Here is a 14,701-nt window from a genome sequence, read left to right as displayed (position 1 = left end):
CCCATGTTTCGCCCGGAAGAGTGAGGCGCCGCTACCGGCGGACGCCCCGGGCCAGGTCCGCTGCGAGCTCGCGCACGCCCGCGAGACCCTGCTCCAGGTCCGGCGCGTCGAGCAGCCGCTTGACGAACGCGGAGCCGACGATCACCCCGTCCGCGAAGCCCGCCACCTCGGCCGCCTGGGCGGCGTCGGAGACGCCCAGGCCGACGCAGACCGGCAGCTCGGTCTGGGCGCGGGTGCGCCGCACCAGGTCGGCCGCCTCGGCGCCGACGCTCTCACGAGTGCCGGTGACGCCCATCAGCGAGGCCGCGTAGACGAAGCCGGACCCCGCCGCCGTGATCTTCGCCAGCCGCTCGTCCCGGCTGCTCGGGGCGACGACGAACACCGTGGCCAGTCCGTGCTGCTCGGCGGCCTTCCGCCACACCTCGGACTCCTCGACCGGCAGGTCCGGCAGGATGCAGCCGGCGCCGCCCGCTTCCGCCAGTTCGGCGGCGAAACGCTCGGCGCCGTAGCGGTCGACGGGGTTCCAGTACGTCATGACCAGGATCGGCTTCCCGGTCGCGGCGTGCGCCTCGCGCACCGTGCGCAGCACGTCCTTGATCCGCACACCGCCGCGGAGCGCGATGTCGTCCGCGGTCTGGATGACCGGGCCGTCCAGCACGGGGTCGCTGTGCGGAAGGCCGATCTCGACGACGTCGGCGCCGCCCTCGAGGGCGGCCTTCGCCGCCTCGATGCCGCCCTCGACGGTCGGGAAACCCGCCGGGAGGTAGGCCACCAGGGCCGCGCGGCCCTCGGCCCTGGCACCGGCCAGGGTCCGGTCCAGCAGCTCGATCCGCCCGCTCACCGCTGTGCTCCCTCAGCCTCGTCGTACAGCCCGAAGTAGCGGGCGGCCGTGTCCATGTCCTTGTCGCCGCGCCCGGAGAGGTTGACCAGGACCAGGCCCTCCTCGCCGAGCTCCCGGCCGATCCGCAGCGCACCCGCGAGGGCGTGGGCGCTCTCGATGGCCGGGATGATGCCCTCGGTGCGGGAGAGCAGGCGCAGCGACTGCATCGCCTCGTCGTCGGTGACCGGGCGGTACTCGGCGCGGCCGGTCTCCTTGAGATAGGCGTGCTCGGGGCCGATGCCGGGGTAGTCCAGGCCGGCCGAGATCGAGTACGGCTCGGTGATCTGGCCCTCGTCGTCCTGCAGGACGTAACTGCGCGAGCCGTGCAGGATGCCGGGCTCGCCGACGGTCAGCGTCGCCGCGTGCTCGCCGGAGTCCACGCCGTGGCCGGCCGCCTCCAGGCCCAGCAGGCGCACGCCCTCGTCCGGGATGAAGGCGTGGAACAGGCCGATCGCGTTCGACCCGCCGCCCACGCAGGCGGCGACCACGTCCGGCAGCCGGCCCGCGCGCTCCAGGATCTGGCGGCGTGCCTCGACGCCGATGACGCGGTGGAAGTCGCGCACCATCGCCGGGAAGGGGTGCGGGCCCGCGACCGTGCCGAACAGGTAGTGGGTGCGGTCCACGTTGGCGACCCAGTCGCGGAACGCCTCGTTGATCGCGTCCTTCAGGGTCCGGCTGCCCGACTTCACGGGGATGACCTCGGCGCCGAGGATGCGCATACGGGCCACGTTGAGCGCCTGGCGCTCGGTGTCGACCTCGCCCATGTAGATGGTGCACTCCAGGCCGAACAGCGCGCAGGCGGTGGCCGTGGCCACGCCGTGCTGTCCGGCGCCGGTCTCGGCGATGACCCGGGTCTTGCCCATGCGCTTGGTGAGCAGCGCCTGGCCCAGCACGTTGTTGATCTTGTGCGAGCCAGTGTGGTTGAGGTCCTCCCGCTTGAGGAAGACCCGCGCCCCGCCGGCGTGCTGCGCGAACCGCGGCACCTCGGTGAGCGGGCTGGGGCGGCCGGTGTAGTGCACCAGCAGCTCGTTCAGCTCCGCGGCGAAGGCGGGGTCGGACTTCGCCTTGTCGTACTCGACGGCGACCTCGTCCACGGCGGCGACCAGCGCCTCCGGGATGAACTTGCCGCCGAACCGGCCGAAGTAGCCCTCGGCGCTGGGGACCCGGCCCTCGGGGTCGGGGATGAAGAAGTCTTCGGACATGACGTTCTCGGCTCCTTCGGGGGCGCGCGTCGGCGGCCCCCAGGGTTTCGCGTACCAATGGTCACGTTACGGCGGCGGCGCATGGGACGCCGCCCGCGGCATGGGCGCGCGCCCGCGACCGGGGAGCACGAAGGGGCCGTCGCCGGCGGGACGCCGGCGTGCACACCCGTGCCCCGGTCATCAGGCGGACGGCGCCGCCGTCAGCGCCATCGGCGCCCGTTGATCTGACCCGGCTCGCAGCCGATGTGGTAGCGCACGCGGCGACCGAGGACGCGCCGCGCGGGCGCGCGGCAGCCACGGGGACGGCAGCCCCGGGCCAGTCGCGCGTAGCTCGTCATGGTGCCGGTCAGCCCCGCCCGTGACGCAGCGCGGGGTGCGCGCCGGCGGCGACGAGGTCGGCCACGGCGGCCTTGGGGTCGCGGCCGGTCACCAGGGACTCGCCGACGAGGACGGCGTCGGCGCCGTCGTTGGCGTAGGCGATGAGGTCGTGCGGGCCGCGGACGCCGGACTCGGCCACCTTGACGATGTGGTCCGGGATCTCCGGGGCGACGCGGGCGAAGGTGCCGCGGTCGACCTCGAGGGTCTTGAGGTTGCGCGCGTTGACGCCGATGATGCGGGCGCCCGCGTCGACCGCCCGCTCGACCTCCTCCTCGTCGTGCACCTCGACCAGTGGGGTGAGCCCGATGGACTCGGCCCGCTCGATCAGGGAGACCAGCGCGTCCTGCTCCAGCGCCGCGACGATCAGCAGCGCGAGGTCGGCACCGTAGGCGCGGGCCTCCCAGAGCTGGTAGGCGGTGACGATGAAGTCCTTGCGGAGCACGGGGATGTCGACCTTGCCGCGGACGGCCTCGAGGTCGGCCAGCGAACCGCCGAACCGGCGCTGCTCGGTGAGGACCGAGATGACGGCGGCGCCGCCCGCCTCGTAGTCCGCGGCGAGGCCCGCGGGGTCGGCGATGGCGGCGAGCGCGCCCTTGGAGGGGCTGGACCGCTTGACCTCGCAGATGACCTTGACGCTGTCCCCCCGCAGGGCCGCCACGCCGTCCTTGGCGTCGCGCGCCTTCGCCGCCCGGTCCTTGAGCTCGTCGAGGGAGACCCGGGCCTGCCGCTCGGCGAGGTCCTCGCGGACTCCGTCGATGATCTCGTCGAGCACACTCACGCGAGAGGACCCCTTCCGAAAGCGAAACGATCAAGCCAGTGAGATGTTCCACCGGCACTGCGATGGTAACCGCCGGTCGGCGGAGGACCCGCATCCGGCGGAGCGAAGGCCCCCCGGGCGGACGGTCCGTACGCCGCTCCGACGCAGGTCAGGGTGCGAGTGCGGACCCGAAGGGAAGGTTCCGGACGACGGTGAAGAGCAGCACGACGCCCGCGATCGTCCACCAGTGCACGGCCCTCAGCGGGAGCGAGAAGGGCCTGCCGCGCAGTGTCCGGGTGAGCCAGACCGTCCACAGCACGGCGAAGAGCACGTAACCGGCCACGGCCAGCGCGTTGAGGCCGAGCGCCGCGCCGAAGTCGCCGTGCACGACCGCGTAGGCGCTGCGCAGCCCGCCGCAGCCCGGGCAGTACACGCCCCCGTACTGCAGCAGGGGGCAGACCGGGTAGTGCCCGGCCTCGTTCGGGTCGAAGGTGCCGACGTACGCGAAGGCGGCGGCGACACCGCCGAGGACGCCCAGCGGGGCGACGAGGTCACTCGGCTTCGGCCTGGCGGCAGTCTCGGTCACCCGGTGATTGTCCCGCGTCGTGCCCGCCCGGAACAGCCGGGGTGGCCGGAAAGCGCGGAGCCGCCGCCGGCGGTGTGCCGGCGGCGGCTCCGGAGCCCGTTGCCCGGGTCAGCCGCGCTGCCGCTCCGGCATCGGCTTGCCGAGGCCCGCGGCGCGCATGCCGAGACCGACCAGACCGCCCAGGGCGGCGACCGCCAGGCCGGCGAACATCCCGATCGGCTCCGCCAGGACGACGAAGGCAGCCGCGACGCAGAAGCCGATGAAGGCGATGGTCACGCCGGTCCAGGCGGCAGGGGTGTGTCCGTGGCTGTTGCCCGCCATGAGTGCTCCCAAGTCGTTCTTCGAGAAAGGGTCGTCAGTTCGTCCGCCCGCGCGATGGCGCGCGTCACGGGTTATTGTCCCCCGTTCCGCTCACGCTCCGCGCGCGGGGGGTGGCCCGGCGCGTTACGGCGACTCGGTGGGGTCCTCGCCGCGGTCCAGCGCCTTCCACAGGTCCTCGGGACGCTCCTCCCCGCCCCCGCCCGCGGCCGCGGCGGTACGGGCGGGGGGCGCCGCCCTGGGGGTGTCGCGGTCGTAGCGGTTCGACATGCCGGGCCAGGTGCGCGCGCGGAGCAGGGCGACGGTGCCGGCCAGCAGCAGGAGCACGCCGCCGGCCGCCGACACGACCGGCCAGGCGCTGGTGGAGGATCCGGTGACGGTCGTACGGGACAGGCCGCTGGCGGTCGCCGCGGCCGCGTCCAGGGCCGCGGTGTCGCCGAACGCGAGGAGCGCCGCCGTGAGGGCCCCGGCCCCGCACAGCGCGAGCAGCCCGCCCACGAGCAGCCGGGCCGCTCCCCTTACGGCGAAGACCGCCACGAGGGCGGCGAGGCCCACCAGCGCGAGCGCTCCCGGCACCCCGGTCACCTGGTGGCCGGAGACCCTGACCGGCATCCCGCCGTCGGCGAACGGCGCGCTGCCCTCCTGCCAGGTCTTGCTCGAGGCCAGGAGTACGACCGCGGCACCGAGCACACCGCTCGCCAGGGCGAGCACGAGGCCGCCGCGGCCGCGCGTCCGGCGGGCTGCGGGCTCGGCGGACGGTTCTGCGACGGTGCGGGACTGAGGTGCGGAGCTGCTCACCCGACCACTATCCCCCGTCGCCGCGCCGGCCCGGCACGCGGGGCCCGGCCCGCGCCGGTCAGGCCCCGGCGCGCATCCGGCCGGCCGTGGCGACGGCGCGGAGCACCGCGGCGGCCTTGTTCCGGCACTCGGTGTCCTCGCTGACCGGGTCGGAGTCGGCGACGATGCCGGCCCCGGCCTGCACGTACGCCGTCCCGTCGCGCAGCACCGCGGTGCGGATGGCGATGGCGGTGTCGGAGTCCCCGGCGAAGTCCAGGTAGCCCACGGCGCCGCCGTACAGGCCGCGCCTGGTGGGCTCCAGCTCGTCGATGATCTGCATCGCGCGCGGCTTGGGCGCACCCGAGAGGGTGCCCGCGGGGAAGCAGGCGGTGAGGACGTCGAATGCCGTGCGGCCGGCGCCGACGCTGCCGGTGACGGTGGAGACGATGTGCATGACGTGGCTGTAGCGCTCGATCGACATGAAGTCGACGACCTCGACGCTGCCGGGTTCGCAGACCCTTCCGAGGTCGTTGCGGCCCAGGTCGACCAGCATCAGGTGCTCGGCACGCTCCTTGGGGTCGGCGAGCAGTTCGTCGGCGAGCGCCTGGTCCTCGCGCGGCGTCGCGCCGCGCGGCCTGGTGCCCGCGATGGGGTGCACCATGGCCCGGCCGTCCTCGACCTTGACCAGCGCCTCGGGGCTGGAGCCGACGACGTCGAAGCCGTCGAAGCGCAGCAGGTACATGTACGGGGAGGGGTTGGTCGCCCGCAGCACGCGGTAGACGTCGAGCGCGCTCGCCGGGCAGGGCGTCTCGAACCGCTGCGAGGGCACGACCTGGAAGGCGTCGCCGGCCCGGATGTACTCCTTGGCCGTCTCCACCGCGGCCTGGTACGCGGCGCCGCCGAAGCGCGAGGTGACCTCCTCCGGGAGCCGGGAGGGCGGCAGTTCGGCGGGCGCGGAGTCCACGGGGCGAGCCAGGTCGGCGGTCATGGCGTCGAGCCGCCGCACGGCGTCCGCGTACGCCTCGTCGACGCCGGTGTCGAGGTCGTTGTGGTTGATCGCGTTGGCGATCAGCAGCACCGAGCCGTCCCAGTGGTCGAGCACCGCCAGGTCGGAGGTGAGCAGCATGGTGAGTTCGGGCAGCCGCAGGTCGTCGCGGGCGTGGTCGCCGATGCGCTCCAGGCGGCGTACGACGTCGTAGCCGAGGTAGCCGACCATGCCCCCGGTGAACGGCGGCAGTCCGGCGTCGTCGTGCAGGTCGCGCGGGGTGTGCAGGGCCTCGATCGTGGCCCGCAGCGCCTCCAGCGGGTCGCCGCCGGCCGGCACGCCCACCGGGGGCGTGCCGAGCCAGTGGGCGCGGCCGTCGCGCTCGGTCAGGGTGGCGGCGCTGCGGACGCCGACGAAGGAGTAGCGGGACCACGAGCGGCCGTTCTCCGCGGACTCCAGCAGGAAGGTGCCGGGGCGCTCGGCCGCGAGCTTGCGGTACAGGCCGACCGGGGTGTCCCCGTCGGCCAGCAGCTTCCTGCTGACCGGGATGACACGGCGGTCCTGCGCCAGCTTGCGGAAGGTGTCCGGATCGGGGGTGACGGTGCCCGTGGTCATGGTCCGCAGCCTAGTGCCCGGGCGCGGCCGCTTCAGGACAGCGGCAGTTCGCCCGCGTCGAAGCAGGTGCGGTCGCCGGTGTGGCAGGCCGCGCCGACCTGGTCGACCTTGACCAGGATCGTGTCGCCGTCGCAGTCCAGGGCCACGGACTTCACGTGCTGGACGTGCCCGGAGGTGTCGCCCTTGACCCAGTACTCCCGGCGGCTGCGGCTCCAGTAGGTGCAGCGGCCGGTGGTCAGGGTGCGGTGCAGCGCCTCGTCGTCCATCCATCCGAGCATGAGGACTTCGCCGGTGTCGTACTGCTGCGCGACGGCGGGCACGAGGCCGTCGGCGGTGCGCTTGAGACGGGCGGCGACAGCTGGGTCGAGCGGGGATTCCATGCCTCCATTCTGCCCGCTCCGGGCGGCACGACTTCGGCTCCTGCCCGCACTCCGCTCACCCGCATGGGGCATGCTTCGTGCATGAGTTTTCCTCCGCCGTCGCCGCCCGACGACCCGCGCTCCGGACAGGGTGGCGGTTTGGGGCCGCCCCCCGGGGGGTTCGGCCCGCCGCAGTACCAGCCGCAACCGCAGTACCAGCCGCAGCCGCAGCCGCCGTACCAGAACCAGCCGCAGTTCCCCGGACCGCCGCAGCCGGGCGGGGGTTACGGCTACCCGCCCCCGCCGCAGCCACCGCGCAGTGGTGGCGGTGCGAAGGTGGCCGCGATAGCCATCGGCGCGATCGTGCTGATAGCCGTCGTCGTCGGCGGTCTGGCGATCGCGCTCAGCGGCGGCGAGGACGACAAGGGCGCCACCGGGACCACCAGCAGCAGCCCGACGGTCTCGGCCCCCACCACCCAGGACACGGCGACGGCCTCCACGGAGCCGGACCCCTCGGAGACCTTCCGCAAGTACGTCGTGCTCAGCCCCGGCCAGTGCTTCGACGACCCGGGACTGGACACCGGCGTCACCGAGGTCACCACGGTCTCGTGCAACGGCCCCCACGACGCCGAGGTCATCGCCAACGAGACCATCACGGGTACCTTCGCCACCGAGGCCGCGCTCAAGGCCAAGGTCCTGAAGCTGTGCGAGGCAGACGCCGCCAAGCGCCTGAAGGACGTCAAGGACAACCCCGGGTACTTCTACTACGCGCTGTACCCGAAGCTCACGGGCTACCAGCTGCAGGGCAAGGACACCGTCTCCTGCTCCCTGACCCTCAGCAACCGGCCGGACGGCAAGAAGCTGACCAAACCGCTGCCGTAGCTGCTGCCCACCGGCGGGGACCGGACGTAGGCTGACGGCATGTCGACTCATGCCCAGCGTGAACGTCTGCTCCTCGCCGACCTGCTGGAGAGTGCCGGACCCGAGGCGCCAACCCTCTGCGAGGGCTGGACCACCCGTGACCTCGCCGCCCACATCGTGGTGCGGGAGCGCCGCGGTGACGCCTCGGCCGGCCTGGTCATCCCCTTCCTCGCGGACCGGTCGGAGCGCGTGCGCAAGGAGTTCGCGGAACGGCCCTACCAGGAACTGATCCGGCTGATCCGCACCGGGCCGCCGCGGCTGTCGCCGTTCGCCCTCAAGCAGATCGACGAGGCGGCCAACACCGTCGAGTTCTTCGTCCACGCCGAGGACGTGCGCCGGGCCCAGCCTGACTGGTCGCCGCGCGAACCGGACCCCGTCTTCGCCGACCTGCTCTGGTCCCGGCTGGAGCGCTCCGCCCGTCTGCTGGGCCGCAAGGCCCCGGTCGGCGTGGTGCTGCGCCGTCCGGACGGCCAGACCGCGGTCGCGCACCGCGGCGCACCGGTCGTCACCGTCACCGGGGAGCCCGGAGAGCTCCTGCTGTTCGCCTTCGGACGGCAGGACTCCGCCCGTGTGGAGACGGAGGGCGACAAGGACGCGGTGACCCGGCTCTACGACGCCAGGCTCGGCATCACCGCCTGAGTCCGGCTACCCGGGGCGGCGGGCGAGTTCCGCCCGCCGCAGCGCCGGCGCGGCGATTCCCAGGACGGCCCCCGCGGCCGCGACCGCCGCGCTCGCCACGAACACCGGCTGCGGGCCCCAGGCCCCGATGGCGGCACCGGTGAGCGGATAGCTCATCGGTGCGAGGCCGAGCGAGAACAGCGCGGCCACCGAACTGACCCGGCCGAGGTAGGCCGGGTCGGTGAGGGTCTGCAGCAGCGCCCCGCACAGCGCGCCGCTGAGCCCTGCCACCAGGCCGACCACGACCGCCAGCGCGACCGCTCCCGGCAGTGCGGGGACGAAGGCGAAGGCGGCCACCGCGACCGCCGCCAGCCCGAGGCAGCAGGCCTGGGCCAGTCCGGCGCGGGGCAGCCGGCCGCGTACCGTCAGCAGCAGCGAGGCGGCGCCCGCGCCGGCTCCGAAGCCGCTGACGATCCAGCCCAGCCCCGCCGCGCCCCAGCCCCGGTCGGCGGCGACCAGCGCGAGACCGATGTTGAACGGCCCGGCGAAGCCGAGCTCGCCGATCGCGATGACGGCCATGAGCGCGGTGAGCCCCCGCCGTGCGCGTATGTGGCGCAGGCCTTCCACCAAGTCCCGCCAGGCGGTGCCGTCCGCCTGCGCGGCCCGGTCGTCGGGCGGCAGCGGGGCGACGCGGACGGCGACCAGCAGCACCAGCGAGACCGAGAACAGCACGCCGGCGGCGGCGAACGCGACGGGAGCGCCGCCTGCCGCGACCGCCGTGCCGCCGAGCGAGGCGCCGGCCACGTTGCCGACGCGCATCGCGATGCCCTTCATCCCGTGCAGCCTGCCCAGTTGGTCCGGGCCGGTGATCCGGGCCGGAAGGGCGCCGACGGCGGGCAGGAACACCGCGTCGACGGCGCCGAAGAGCAGCGCGACCACGGCCAGCGCCCACAGCCCGGGAGTGGTGAGGGCGAGCAGCGCGGCCGCCGCGAACATCACCGCGCACCGGGTCAGATCGCTGCCGATGACGATGCGGCGCGGCCCGAACCGGTCGGCCAGCACTCCCCCGCCGAGCATCAGCACCGCGCGCGGCACGGCGCCGGCCGCCAGCACCAGGCCTGCCCGCCCGGGGTCCCCGGCGCGGGTGGCGGCCCAGGACAGGGCGAGGAACCACACGGCGTCGCCGACGATCGAGGCGGTGAACGCGGCCAGCCAGCGCAGGACGTTGGCGTCCCGGTGGGCGGGGGCTCGGGAGGGGGACAGGGGCGGTGCGGCGATGGCGGGCGCCGTCATGAGGTCGCGCCTCCTTCGGGGTTCACGGCCGGTAGGGGAATCCGTACAGGTGCACCGCGACGTGCTCGCGGCCCTCGGTGTCGCCCGCCTCCTCGGCGGCGCGCCCGCGGTCGGTCCAGCGCTTCATCAGCTCGCCCAGCTCCTCGCCGAACCGGTGCATCTCCTCGGCGGTGAGCCGGGGCATGTACTCGGAGCTGAAGGAGGCGTCGGTCCACTCCTTGCCCCAGGCGAGCTGCTGGTCGAGATAGGCGGAGTAGCGCGCGTACCGGGTGGCGAGGAGCTGCCGGGTCACCTCGCCCATGACGGCGGCGCCCTCGGGGCGGTCGGCGAAGTCCGAGGTGCGGAAGGTGAATCCGCGCTCGGAGCTGACCTTCCACCAGCGCTCGCGGCCGTCCGAGCTCTGCCCTGGGGCCTCGGTGATGAAGCCGTGCGCGGCGAGCCTGCGCAGGTGGTAACTGACCAGCGAGACGGCCTCGTCGACCTGGTCGGCCAGCTGGGAGGCGGTCGCGGTGCGGGCGGTGAACAGGGCGCGGTAGAGCTCGATGCGCAGCGGGTGCGTGAAGACCTTGAGCGCGTCGAGGTCGGTGATCCTGCGGGGGTCCGCGCCGGTCTCTTCCGGCTCTTCCTCGGGCATACCCGGGAGGCTAGACAGGAAAGGAAATTTGCGCAACAGAAATTGCGCAACAAATCCTGTGCATCGGCTACGCTCTGCGGCCATGGACGCGAACCAGGGTGGGCCGGCAGCAGACGTCGAGGTGACAGGGATCGCGGTGCCGGTGCCGCGCCCGGGCGAGACCTGGGCCGTCGGCGCGGTCGTCCTCGACGCGGACGGCAGGGCCTTCGCCCAGCGCCGCTCCCCCGGCCGCCGGCTCTTGCCGGACTGCTGGGACCTCGTCGGCGGCCATGTGGAGCCCGGCGAGACCCTCCTGGCGGCCCTCGCCCGCGAAGTGGAGGAAGAGACCGGCCGGCGACTGCGCACCGTGCGGCGGCTGATCGGGGTGTCCACCTGGGAGGGCGACGACGGCCAAGGCCTGCGCCACGAGGCGGACTTCGTCGTCGACGTCGACGGGGACCTCGCACGTCCGCGCCTGGAGCCGGGCAAGCACACGGCCTACGGCTGGTTCGGCCCCGAAGACCTCGAACGGCTGAAGGAGAACCGGGCACCTGGTGAGACCCTGGTGCACGACGTGATCGCCGCAGCGCTCGACCTCCGTGGGTGACGTGTGCCGTACCTGAAGCTGCTCCGCCGGCCCCATGTGGGCCGGTTGCTGTCCGGTTCCCTCGTCGGACGGCTGCCGACCGCCATGGCGGCCCTGGCCATCGCGCTGGCGCTGCGCGCGGCGGGCGCCGACTACCGGCTGGTCGGCGCCGCCGGCGGCGTCTACGCCGTGTCCGGGGCGATCGGCGGGCCGCTCCTGGGACGGTGGGTGGACCGGCTGGGGCAGCCGCGCGTGCTCGTCCTCTCCTCCCTGGTGTCGGCCGCCGGCTTCGCGGCGCTGGCCGCGGCGCCCGGCAGCACGGCGGTGGCCGTATTCGGCCCGGCCGTCGCCGGGGCCGCGTCGCCTCCGCTGGAGCCGTGCCTGCGGGCGCTGTGGCCCGATCTGGTCGAGCCGGACGAACTGGAATCGGCCTACGCCGTGGACGCGGGCGCGCAGGAACTGGTCTTCATCGGCGGCCCGCTGCTGGTCGGCGGCCTGGCCGTGGCGGGCCCGGCCCGGCTGGCGCTGGTGGCCGCGGCGGTCCTCGGGGTGGTGGGCGCGCTCTTCGTCGCGACCTCCGCGCCCTCGCGCGCCTGGGCCTCCGCCGCCCGTTCCGTCCACTGGCTCGGGCCGCTGCGCAGCCGGGCCCTGGTCGTGCTGCTGTGCGCGCTGACCGGCTGCGGCTGGGCCCTGGGCACGTTCAACGTCTTCGCCGTCGCCTATGCCGAGCGCCACCCGCTGCCCGGCGGCGCGGGCACCCTGCTGGCGCTGAACTCCACCGGCGCCCTGATCGGCGCCCTGCTGATCGCGGCCCTGCCCTGGCGGGCGGACGCGGCCACCAAGGCGGCCGTCACCGGAGCCGGGATGGCCCTCACCTTCTGGCCCTTCACCCTGGTCCCCGGACCGCTGCCGATGGCGCTGGTCGCCCTGTTCAGCGGGGTGTTCTTCGCGCCGCTGCTCACCGTGGTCTTCCGGCTTACCGGCGAACTGGCCCCGGCGGGCACCGTCACCGAGGCCTTCGCCTGGCTGGTCACCCTCGTCACCACGGGCATCGCGGGCGGCTCCGCCGTCAGCGGCCTGATCCTCGCCGACGGCTCCCTCCCCACGGCCGCCGTCAGCGCCGCGAGCGGCGTCACCCTCTCGGCCCTCACCCTCGCCGCCGCGCGCCCGGTCCTGGCCCGCGGCCGGGTCACCGTACAGGCGGCCGGCTAGCCGGCGCGGCCGCCGCCGTCACATCGGTCAGCGCACCGGGTGCCCGGCGTCGCGCAGCGTCCGCTTGACCTCGCCGATGCGCAGATCGCCGAAGTGGAAGACGGAGGCGGCCAGGACGGCGTCGGCACCGGCGGCGACGGCCGGGGGGAAGTCGGTGAGCCGGCCCGCGCCGCCCGAGGCGATGACGGGGACGGTGACGTGCCTGCGGACGGCGGCGATCATCTCGGTGTCGTAGCCGTCCTTCGTGCCGTCGGCGTCCATCGAGTTGAGCAGGATCTCGCCGGCGCCGAGCTCGGCCGCGCGGTGCGCCCACTCCACCGCGTCGATGCCGGTGCCCTGGCGGCCGCCGTGCGTGGTCACCTCGAAGCCGGACGGGGTCCCGGCCTCGGTGCGGCGGGCGTCCACGGAGAGCACCAGCACCTGCCGGCCGAACCGCTCGGCGATCTCGCGCAGGAGGTCGGGCCGGGCGATCGCGGCGGTGTTGACGCCGACCTTGTCGGCCCCGGCGCGCAGCAGTTTGTCGACGTCGTCGGCCGAGCGCACGCCGCCGCCGACGGTGAGCGGGATGAAGACCTGCTCGGCGGTGCGCCGCACCACGTCGTAGGTCGTCTCGCGGTTGCCGGAGGACGCGGTGATGTCGAGGAAGGTCAGCTCGTCGGCGCCCTCGGCGTCGTAGAGCTTGGCCATCTCGACGGGGTCGCCCGCGTCCCGCAGGTTCCGGAAGTTGACGCCCTTGACGACCCGGCCGCCGTCCACGTCCAGGCAGGGGATGACTCGGACCGCCAGGGTCATTGCTCTCGTGCTCCTCGGAATGCTCGGAATGCCTCGAGTTCCACTTCGACCAGGACCCGCGGGTCCATGAACCCGGAGACCACGACCATCGTGGTGGCCGGGCGGGCCGCGTCGAAGAACTCCTTGTGCGCCCGCCCGGCCTCGTCCATGTCGCGGGTGTGGGTGAGGTAGATCCGGACGCGGACGACGGACCCGGCGTCCAGGCCGAACTCCTCCAGCGCCGCCAGGGCGTTGGAGAACGCCACCCTGGCCTGTTCGTACGGGTCGCCCTCGCCGTGGAGCACGGTGCCGACGAACGGCATGGTGCCCGCGACGTGGACGCGGTCCCCCGCCGCGACGGCACGTGCGAATCCGAACTGCTCCTCCCAGGGGCTGTCGCTCTGCACTCGCCGCACCTCGGGGGTCTCCGTCATCGGGACACTGCCTCCAGGGCCTCTTCCAGGGTGAACGCCTTGGCGTAGAGGGCCTTTCCGACGATGGCTCCCTCGACCCCCTCGGGAACCAGGGTGGCGATGGCCCGCAGATCGTCGAGGGAGGAGACGCCGCCGGAGGCGACGACCGGCCGGTCGGTGGCCGCGCAGACGTTCTTCAGCAGCTCCAGGTTGGGGCCCTGGAGGGTGCCGTCCTTGTTGATGTCGGTGACGACGTAGCGTGCGCAGCCCTCGGAGTCGAGGCGGGCCAGTGTCTCGTAGAGGTCGCCGCCGTCGCGGGTCCAGCCGCGGCCGCGCAGGGTGGTGCCGCGGACGTCCAGGCCGACCGCGATCCGGTCGCCGTGCTCCGCGATGACCTTGGCGACCCACTCCGGGGTCTCCAGGGCGGCGGTGCCCAGGTTGACCCGGGTGCAGCCGGTGGCGAGGGCCGCGGCCAGCGTGTCGTCGTCGCGGATGCCGCCGGACAGCTCGACCTTGACGTCCATGGAGCGGGCGACCTCGGCGATCTGCGCGCGGTTGTCCCCGGTGCCGAACGCGGCGTCCAGGTCGACCAGGTGCAGCCACTCGGCACCCGCCTGCTGCCAGGCCAGTGCGGCGGCCATCGGGTCGCCGTAGGACGTCTCGGAACCGGACTCGCCGTGGACGAGGCGGACGGCCTGCCCGTCGCGGACGTCGACGGCGGGAAGGAGTTCGAGGCGGTGCGTCGTGCTCATGGCGGCGTACGTCCTAGTCCTTGAAGGTGTCGAGCCAGTTGGTCAGCAGCTGGGCGCCGGCGTCGCCGGACTTCTCGGGGTGGAACTGGGTCGCCCACAGCGGGCCGTTCTCCACCGCGGCGACGAAGGGCTCGCCGTGGGTGGCCCAGGTGACCTTCGGGGCCGCGATGGTGGGGTTGGCGGTCTCCAGCTCCCAGGTGCGCACCGCGTAGGAGTGCACGAAGTAGAAGCGGGCGTCGGCGTCCAGTCCGGCGAACAGCCGTGAGTCCTCCGGCGCCTTGACGGTGTTCCAGCCCATGTGCGGCACGACCGGCGCGCGCAGCGGCTCGACGGTGCCGGGCCACTCGTCGCAGCCCTCGGTCGTGACGCCGTGCTCGACGCCCTTCTCGAAGAGGATCTGCATGCCGACGCAGATCCCCATCACGGGCCTGCCGCCCGACAGCCGGCGCCCGATGATCCACTCACCGCGCACCGCCTTCAGCCCGGCCATGCAGGCCGCGAAGGCGCCGACGCCGGGGACGAGGAGCCCGTCGGCGTTCATCGCCTCGTCGAAGTCGGCGGTGATCTCGACGTCCGCGCCGACCCGGGCGAGCGCGCGCTCGGCGGAACGGACGTTGCCGAAGCCGTAGTCGAGGACCACGACCTTCTTGGCGGCCTTGCTCATC

19 protein-coding genes are annotated in these 14,701 nt (G+C 73.9%); 4 read left to right on the top strand and 15 right to left on the bottom strand.

The features are described 5' to 3' along the window. Window positions 1–31 precede the first annotated feature (31 nt). From trpA to hisI, 9 genes are all read right to left on the bottom strand, one after another. Complete coding sequence (gene trpA, locus PV342_RS33820) at window positions 32–841, bottom strand: tryptophan synthase subunit alpha (protein WP_386989381.1); 810 nt, start codon at window positions 839–841, stop codon at window positions 32–34. Next, window positions 838–2,082 carry a tryptophan synthase subunit beta gene (gene trpB / locus PV342_RS33815; protein WP_018557180.1) on the bottom strand — a complete coding sequence of 415 codons (1,245 nt, stop codon included), beginning with the start codon at window positions 2,080–2,082 and terminating at the stop codon, window positions 838–840. Before trpB ends, trpA begins: the two co-directional genes overlap by 4 nt. A 200-nt stretch (window positions 2,083–2,282) precedes the next feature. Further along, window positions 2,283–2,420, bottom strand: coding sequence for a tryptophan biosynthesis modulator TrpM (trpM, locus tag PV342_RS33810; protein WP_375818389.1), 138 nt, complete (start codon window positions 2,418–2,420; stop codon window positions 2,283–2,285). A gap of 8 nt (window positions 2,421–2,428) precedes the next feature. Then, window positions 2,429–3,238 (bottom strand): indole-3-glycerol phosphate synthase TrpC, encoded by an 810-nt coding sequence (trpC, locus tag PV342_RS33805; RefSeq protein WP_361005792.1) that lies wholly within the window; start codon window positions 3,236–3,238, stop codon window positions 2,429–2,431. Window positions 3,239–3,386: 148 nt separating this feature from the next. Further along, window positions 3,387–3,803, bottom strand: a complete 417-nt coding sequence (locus PV342_RS33800; RefSeq protein WP_386989375.1) for a DUF2752 domain-containing protein — start codon at window positions 3,801–3,803, stop codon at window positions 3,387–3,389. Between the two features lie 108 nt (window positions 3,804–3,911). Then, complete coding sequence (locus tag PV342_RS33795; protein WP_018557177.1) at window positions 3,912–4,124, bottom strand: HGxxPAAW family protein; 213 nt, start codon at window positions 4,122–4,124, stop codon at window positions 3,912–3,914. A 123-nt stretch (window positions 4,125–4,247) separates the two neighbouring features. Then, complete coding sequence (locus PV342_RS33790) at window positions 4,248–4,919, bottom strand: TIGR02234 family membrane protein (protein WP_500320005.1); 672 nt, start codon at window positions 4,917–4,919, stop codon at window positions 4,248–4,250. A 58-nt stretch (window positions 4,920–4,977) separates the two neighbouring features. Further along, window positions 4,978–6,498 (bottom strand): anthranilate synthase component I, encoded by a 1,521-nt coding sequence (locus tag PV342_RS33785; protein ID WP_361005803.1) that lies wholly within the window; start codon window positions 6,496–6,498, stop codon window positions 4,978–4,980. A 32-nt stretch (window positions 6,499–6,530) separates the two neighbouring features. Next, window positions 6,531–6,878, bottom strand: a complete 348-nt coding sequence (gene hisI / locus PV342_RS33780; protein ID WP_018557174.1) for a phosphoribosyl-AMP cyclohydrolase — start codon at window positions 6,876–6,878, stop codon at window positions 6,531–6,533. A gap of 81 nt (window positions 6,879–6,959) precedes the next feature. Between hisI and PV342_RS33775 the strand changes: the two genes are divergently transcribed. Together PV342_RS33775 and PV342_RS33770 are read left to right on the top strand one after the other, a co-directional pair. Then, the gene (locus PV342_RS33775; protein WP_500320004.1) at window positions 6,960–7,739 is read left to right on the top strand and encodes a hypothetical protein; all 780 of its coding nucleotides are present in this window, start codon (window positions 6,960–6,962) and stop codon (window positions 7,737–7,739) included. Window positions 7,740–7,778: 39 nt separating this feature from the next. Continuing rightward, window positions 7,779–8,417, top strand: coding sequence for a TIGR03085 family metal-binding protein (locus PV342_RS33770; protein WP_354795943.1), 639 nt, complete (start codon window positions 7,779–7,781; stop codon window positions 8,415–8,417). Between the two features lie 6 nt (window positions 8,418–8,423). Here PV342_RS33770 and PV342_RS33765 read toward each other — a convergent pair whose 3' ends face one another. Next, window positions 8,424–9,689, bottom strand: coding sequence for an MFS transporter (locus PV342_RS33765; protein ID WP_400803123.1), 1,266 nt, complete (start codon window positions 9,687–9,689; stop codon window positions 8,424–8,426). A 22-nt stretch (window positions 9,690–9,711) separates the two neighbouring features. Further along, window positions 9,712–10,323, bottom strand: a complete 612-nt coding sequence (locus tag PV342_RS33760; RefSeq protein ID WP_361005812.1) for a helix-turn-helix domain-containing protein — start codon at window positions 10,321–10,323, stop codon at window positions 9,712–9,714. An 82-nt stretch (window positions 10,324–10,405) separates the two neighbouring features. Between PV342_RS33760 and PV342_RS33755 the strand changes: the two genes are divergently transcribed. After that, window positions 10,406–10,909, top strand: a complete 504-nt coding sequence (locus PV342_RS33755; RefSeq protein WP_500320001.1) for an NUDIX hydrolase — start codon at window positions 10,406–10,408, stop codon at window positions 10,907–10,909. A 3-nt stretch (window positions 10,910–10,912) separates the two neighbouring features. Further along, window positions 10,913–12,100: an MFS transporter gene (locus PV342_RS33750; protein ID WP_400803116.1), complete on the top strand. Its 1,188-nt coding sequence runs from the start codon at window positions 10,913–10,915 to the stop codon at window positions 12,098–12,100. Window positions 12,101–12,127: 27 nt separating this feature from the next. Here PV342_RS33750 and hisF read toward each other — a convergent pair whose 3' ends face one another. Genes hisF through hisH form a run of 4 tightly spaced genes read right to left on the bottom strand, consistent with a single transcriptional unit; the run spans window position 12,128 to window position 14,700 of the window. Further along, window positions 12,128–12,892 carry an imidazole glycerol phosphate synthase subunit HisF gene (gene hisF, locus PV342_RS33745; protein ID WP_400803114.1) on the bottom strand — a complete coding sequence of 255 codons (765 nt, stop codon included), beginning with the start codon at window positions 12,890–12,892 and terminating at the stop codon, window positions 12,128–12,130. Continuing rightward, window positions 12,889–13,305, bottom strand: a complete 417-nt coding sequence (locus tag PV342_RS33740; protein ID WP_386989351.1) for a RidA family protein — start codon at window positions 13,303–13,305, stop codon at window positions 12,889–12,891. The genes hisF and PV342_RS33740 overlap by 4 nt, the downstream gene beginning before the upstream one ends. Continuing rightward, window positions 13,302–14,036, bottom strand: coding sequence for a bifunctional 1-(5-phosphoribosyl)-5-((5-phosphoribosylamino)methylideneamino)imidazole-4-carboxamide isomerase/phosphoribosylanthranilate isomerase PriA (priA, locus tag PV342_RS33735; RefSeq protein WP_018557165.1), 735 nt, complete (start codon window positions 14,034–14,036; stop codon window positions 13,302–13,304). Before priA ends, PV342_RS33740 begins: the two co-directional genes overlap by 4 nt. Window positions 14,037–14,049: 13 nt before the next feature. Beyond that, window positions 14,050–14,700: an imidazole glycerol phosphate synthase subunit HisH gene (gene hisH, locus PV342_RS33730; protein ID WP_386989346.1), complete on the bottom strand. Its 651-nt coding sequence runs from the start codon at window positions 14,698–14,700 to the stop codon at window positions 14,050–14,052. Between the last annotated feature and the right edge of the window lies 1 nt (window position 14,701).

Origin of the sequence: Streptomyces sp. PA03-3a (assembly GCF_033792735.1) — a bacterium.
Classification (GTDB): Bacteria; Actinomycetota; Actinomycetes; order Streptomycetales; family Streptomycetaceae; genus Actinacidiphila.
This window is presented reverse-complemented; position numbering and strand designations above follow the sequence as displayed.

Excerpts from the sequence above, each read along its gene's own strand:
- PV342_RS33770 (WP_354795943.1), top strand. The coding sequence starts at position 7,779 with ATGTCGACTCATGCCCAGCGTGAACGTCTGCTCCTCGCCGACCTGCTG.
- hisH (WP_386989346.1), bottom strand. The coding sequence starts at position 14,700 with ATGAGCAAGGCCGCCAAGAAGGTCGTGGTCCTCGACTACGGCTTCGGC.
- PV342_RS33760 (WP_361005812.1), bottom strand. The coding sequence starts at position 10,323 with ATGCCCGAGGAAGAGCCGGAAGAGACCGGCGCGGACCCCCGCAGGATC.
- trpB (WP_018557180.1), bottom strand. The coding sequence starts at position 2,082 with ATGTCCGAAGACTTCTTCATCCCCGACCCCGAGGGCCGGGTCCCCAGC.
- PV342_RS33795 (WP_018557177.1), bottom strand. The coding sequence starts at position 4,124 with ATGGCGGGCAACAGCCACGGACACACCCCTGCCGCCTGGACCGGCGTG.
- PV342_RS33755 (WP_500320001.1), top strand. The coding sequence starts at position 10,406 with ATGGACGCGAACCAGGGTGGGCCGGCAGCAGACGTCGAGGTGACAGGG.
- PV342_RS33775 (WP_500320004.1), top strand. The coding sequence starts at position 6,960 with ATGAGTTTTCCTCCGCCGTCGCCGCCCGACGACCCGCGCTCCGGACAG.
- hisI (WP_018557174.1), bottom strand. The coding sequence starts at position 6,878 with ATGGAATCCCCGCTCGACCCAGCTGTCGCCGCCCGTCTCAAGCGCACC.
- hisF (WP_400803114.1), bottom strand. The coding sequence starts at position 12,892 with ATGACCCTGGCGGTCCGAGTCATCCCCTGCCTGGACGTGGACGGCGGC.
- PV342_RS33785 (WP_361005803.1), bottom strand. The coding sequence starts at position 6,498 with ATGACCACGGGCACCGTCACCCCCGATCCGGACACCTTCCGCAAGCTG.
- priA (WP_018557165.1), bottom strand. The coding sequence starts at position 14,036 with ATGAGCACGACGCACCGCCTCGAACTCCTTCCCGCCGTCGACGTCCGC.
- PV342_RS33740 (WP_386989351.1), bottom strand. The coding sequence starts at position 13,305 with ATGACGGAGACCCCCGAGGTGCGGCGAGTGCAGAGCGACAGCCCCTGG.
- trpM (WP_375818389.1), bottom strand. The coding sequence starts at position 2,420 with ATGACGAGCTACGCGCGACTGGCCCGGGGCTGCCGTCCCCGTGGCTGC.
- PV342_RS33765 (WP_400803123.1), bottom strand. The coding sequence starts at position 9,689 with ATGACGGCGCCCGCCATCGCCGCACCGCCCCTGTCCCCCTCCCGAGCC.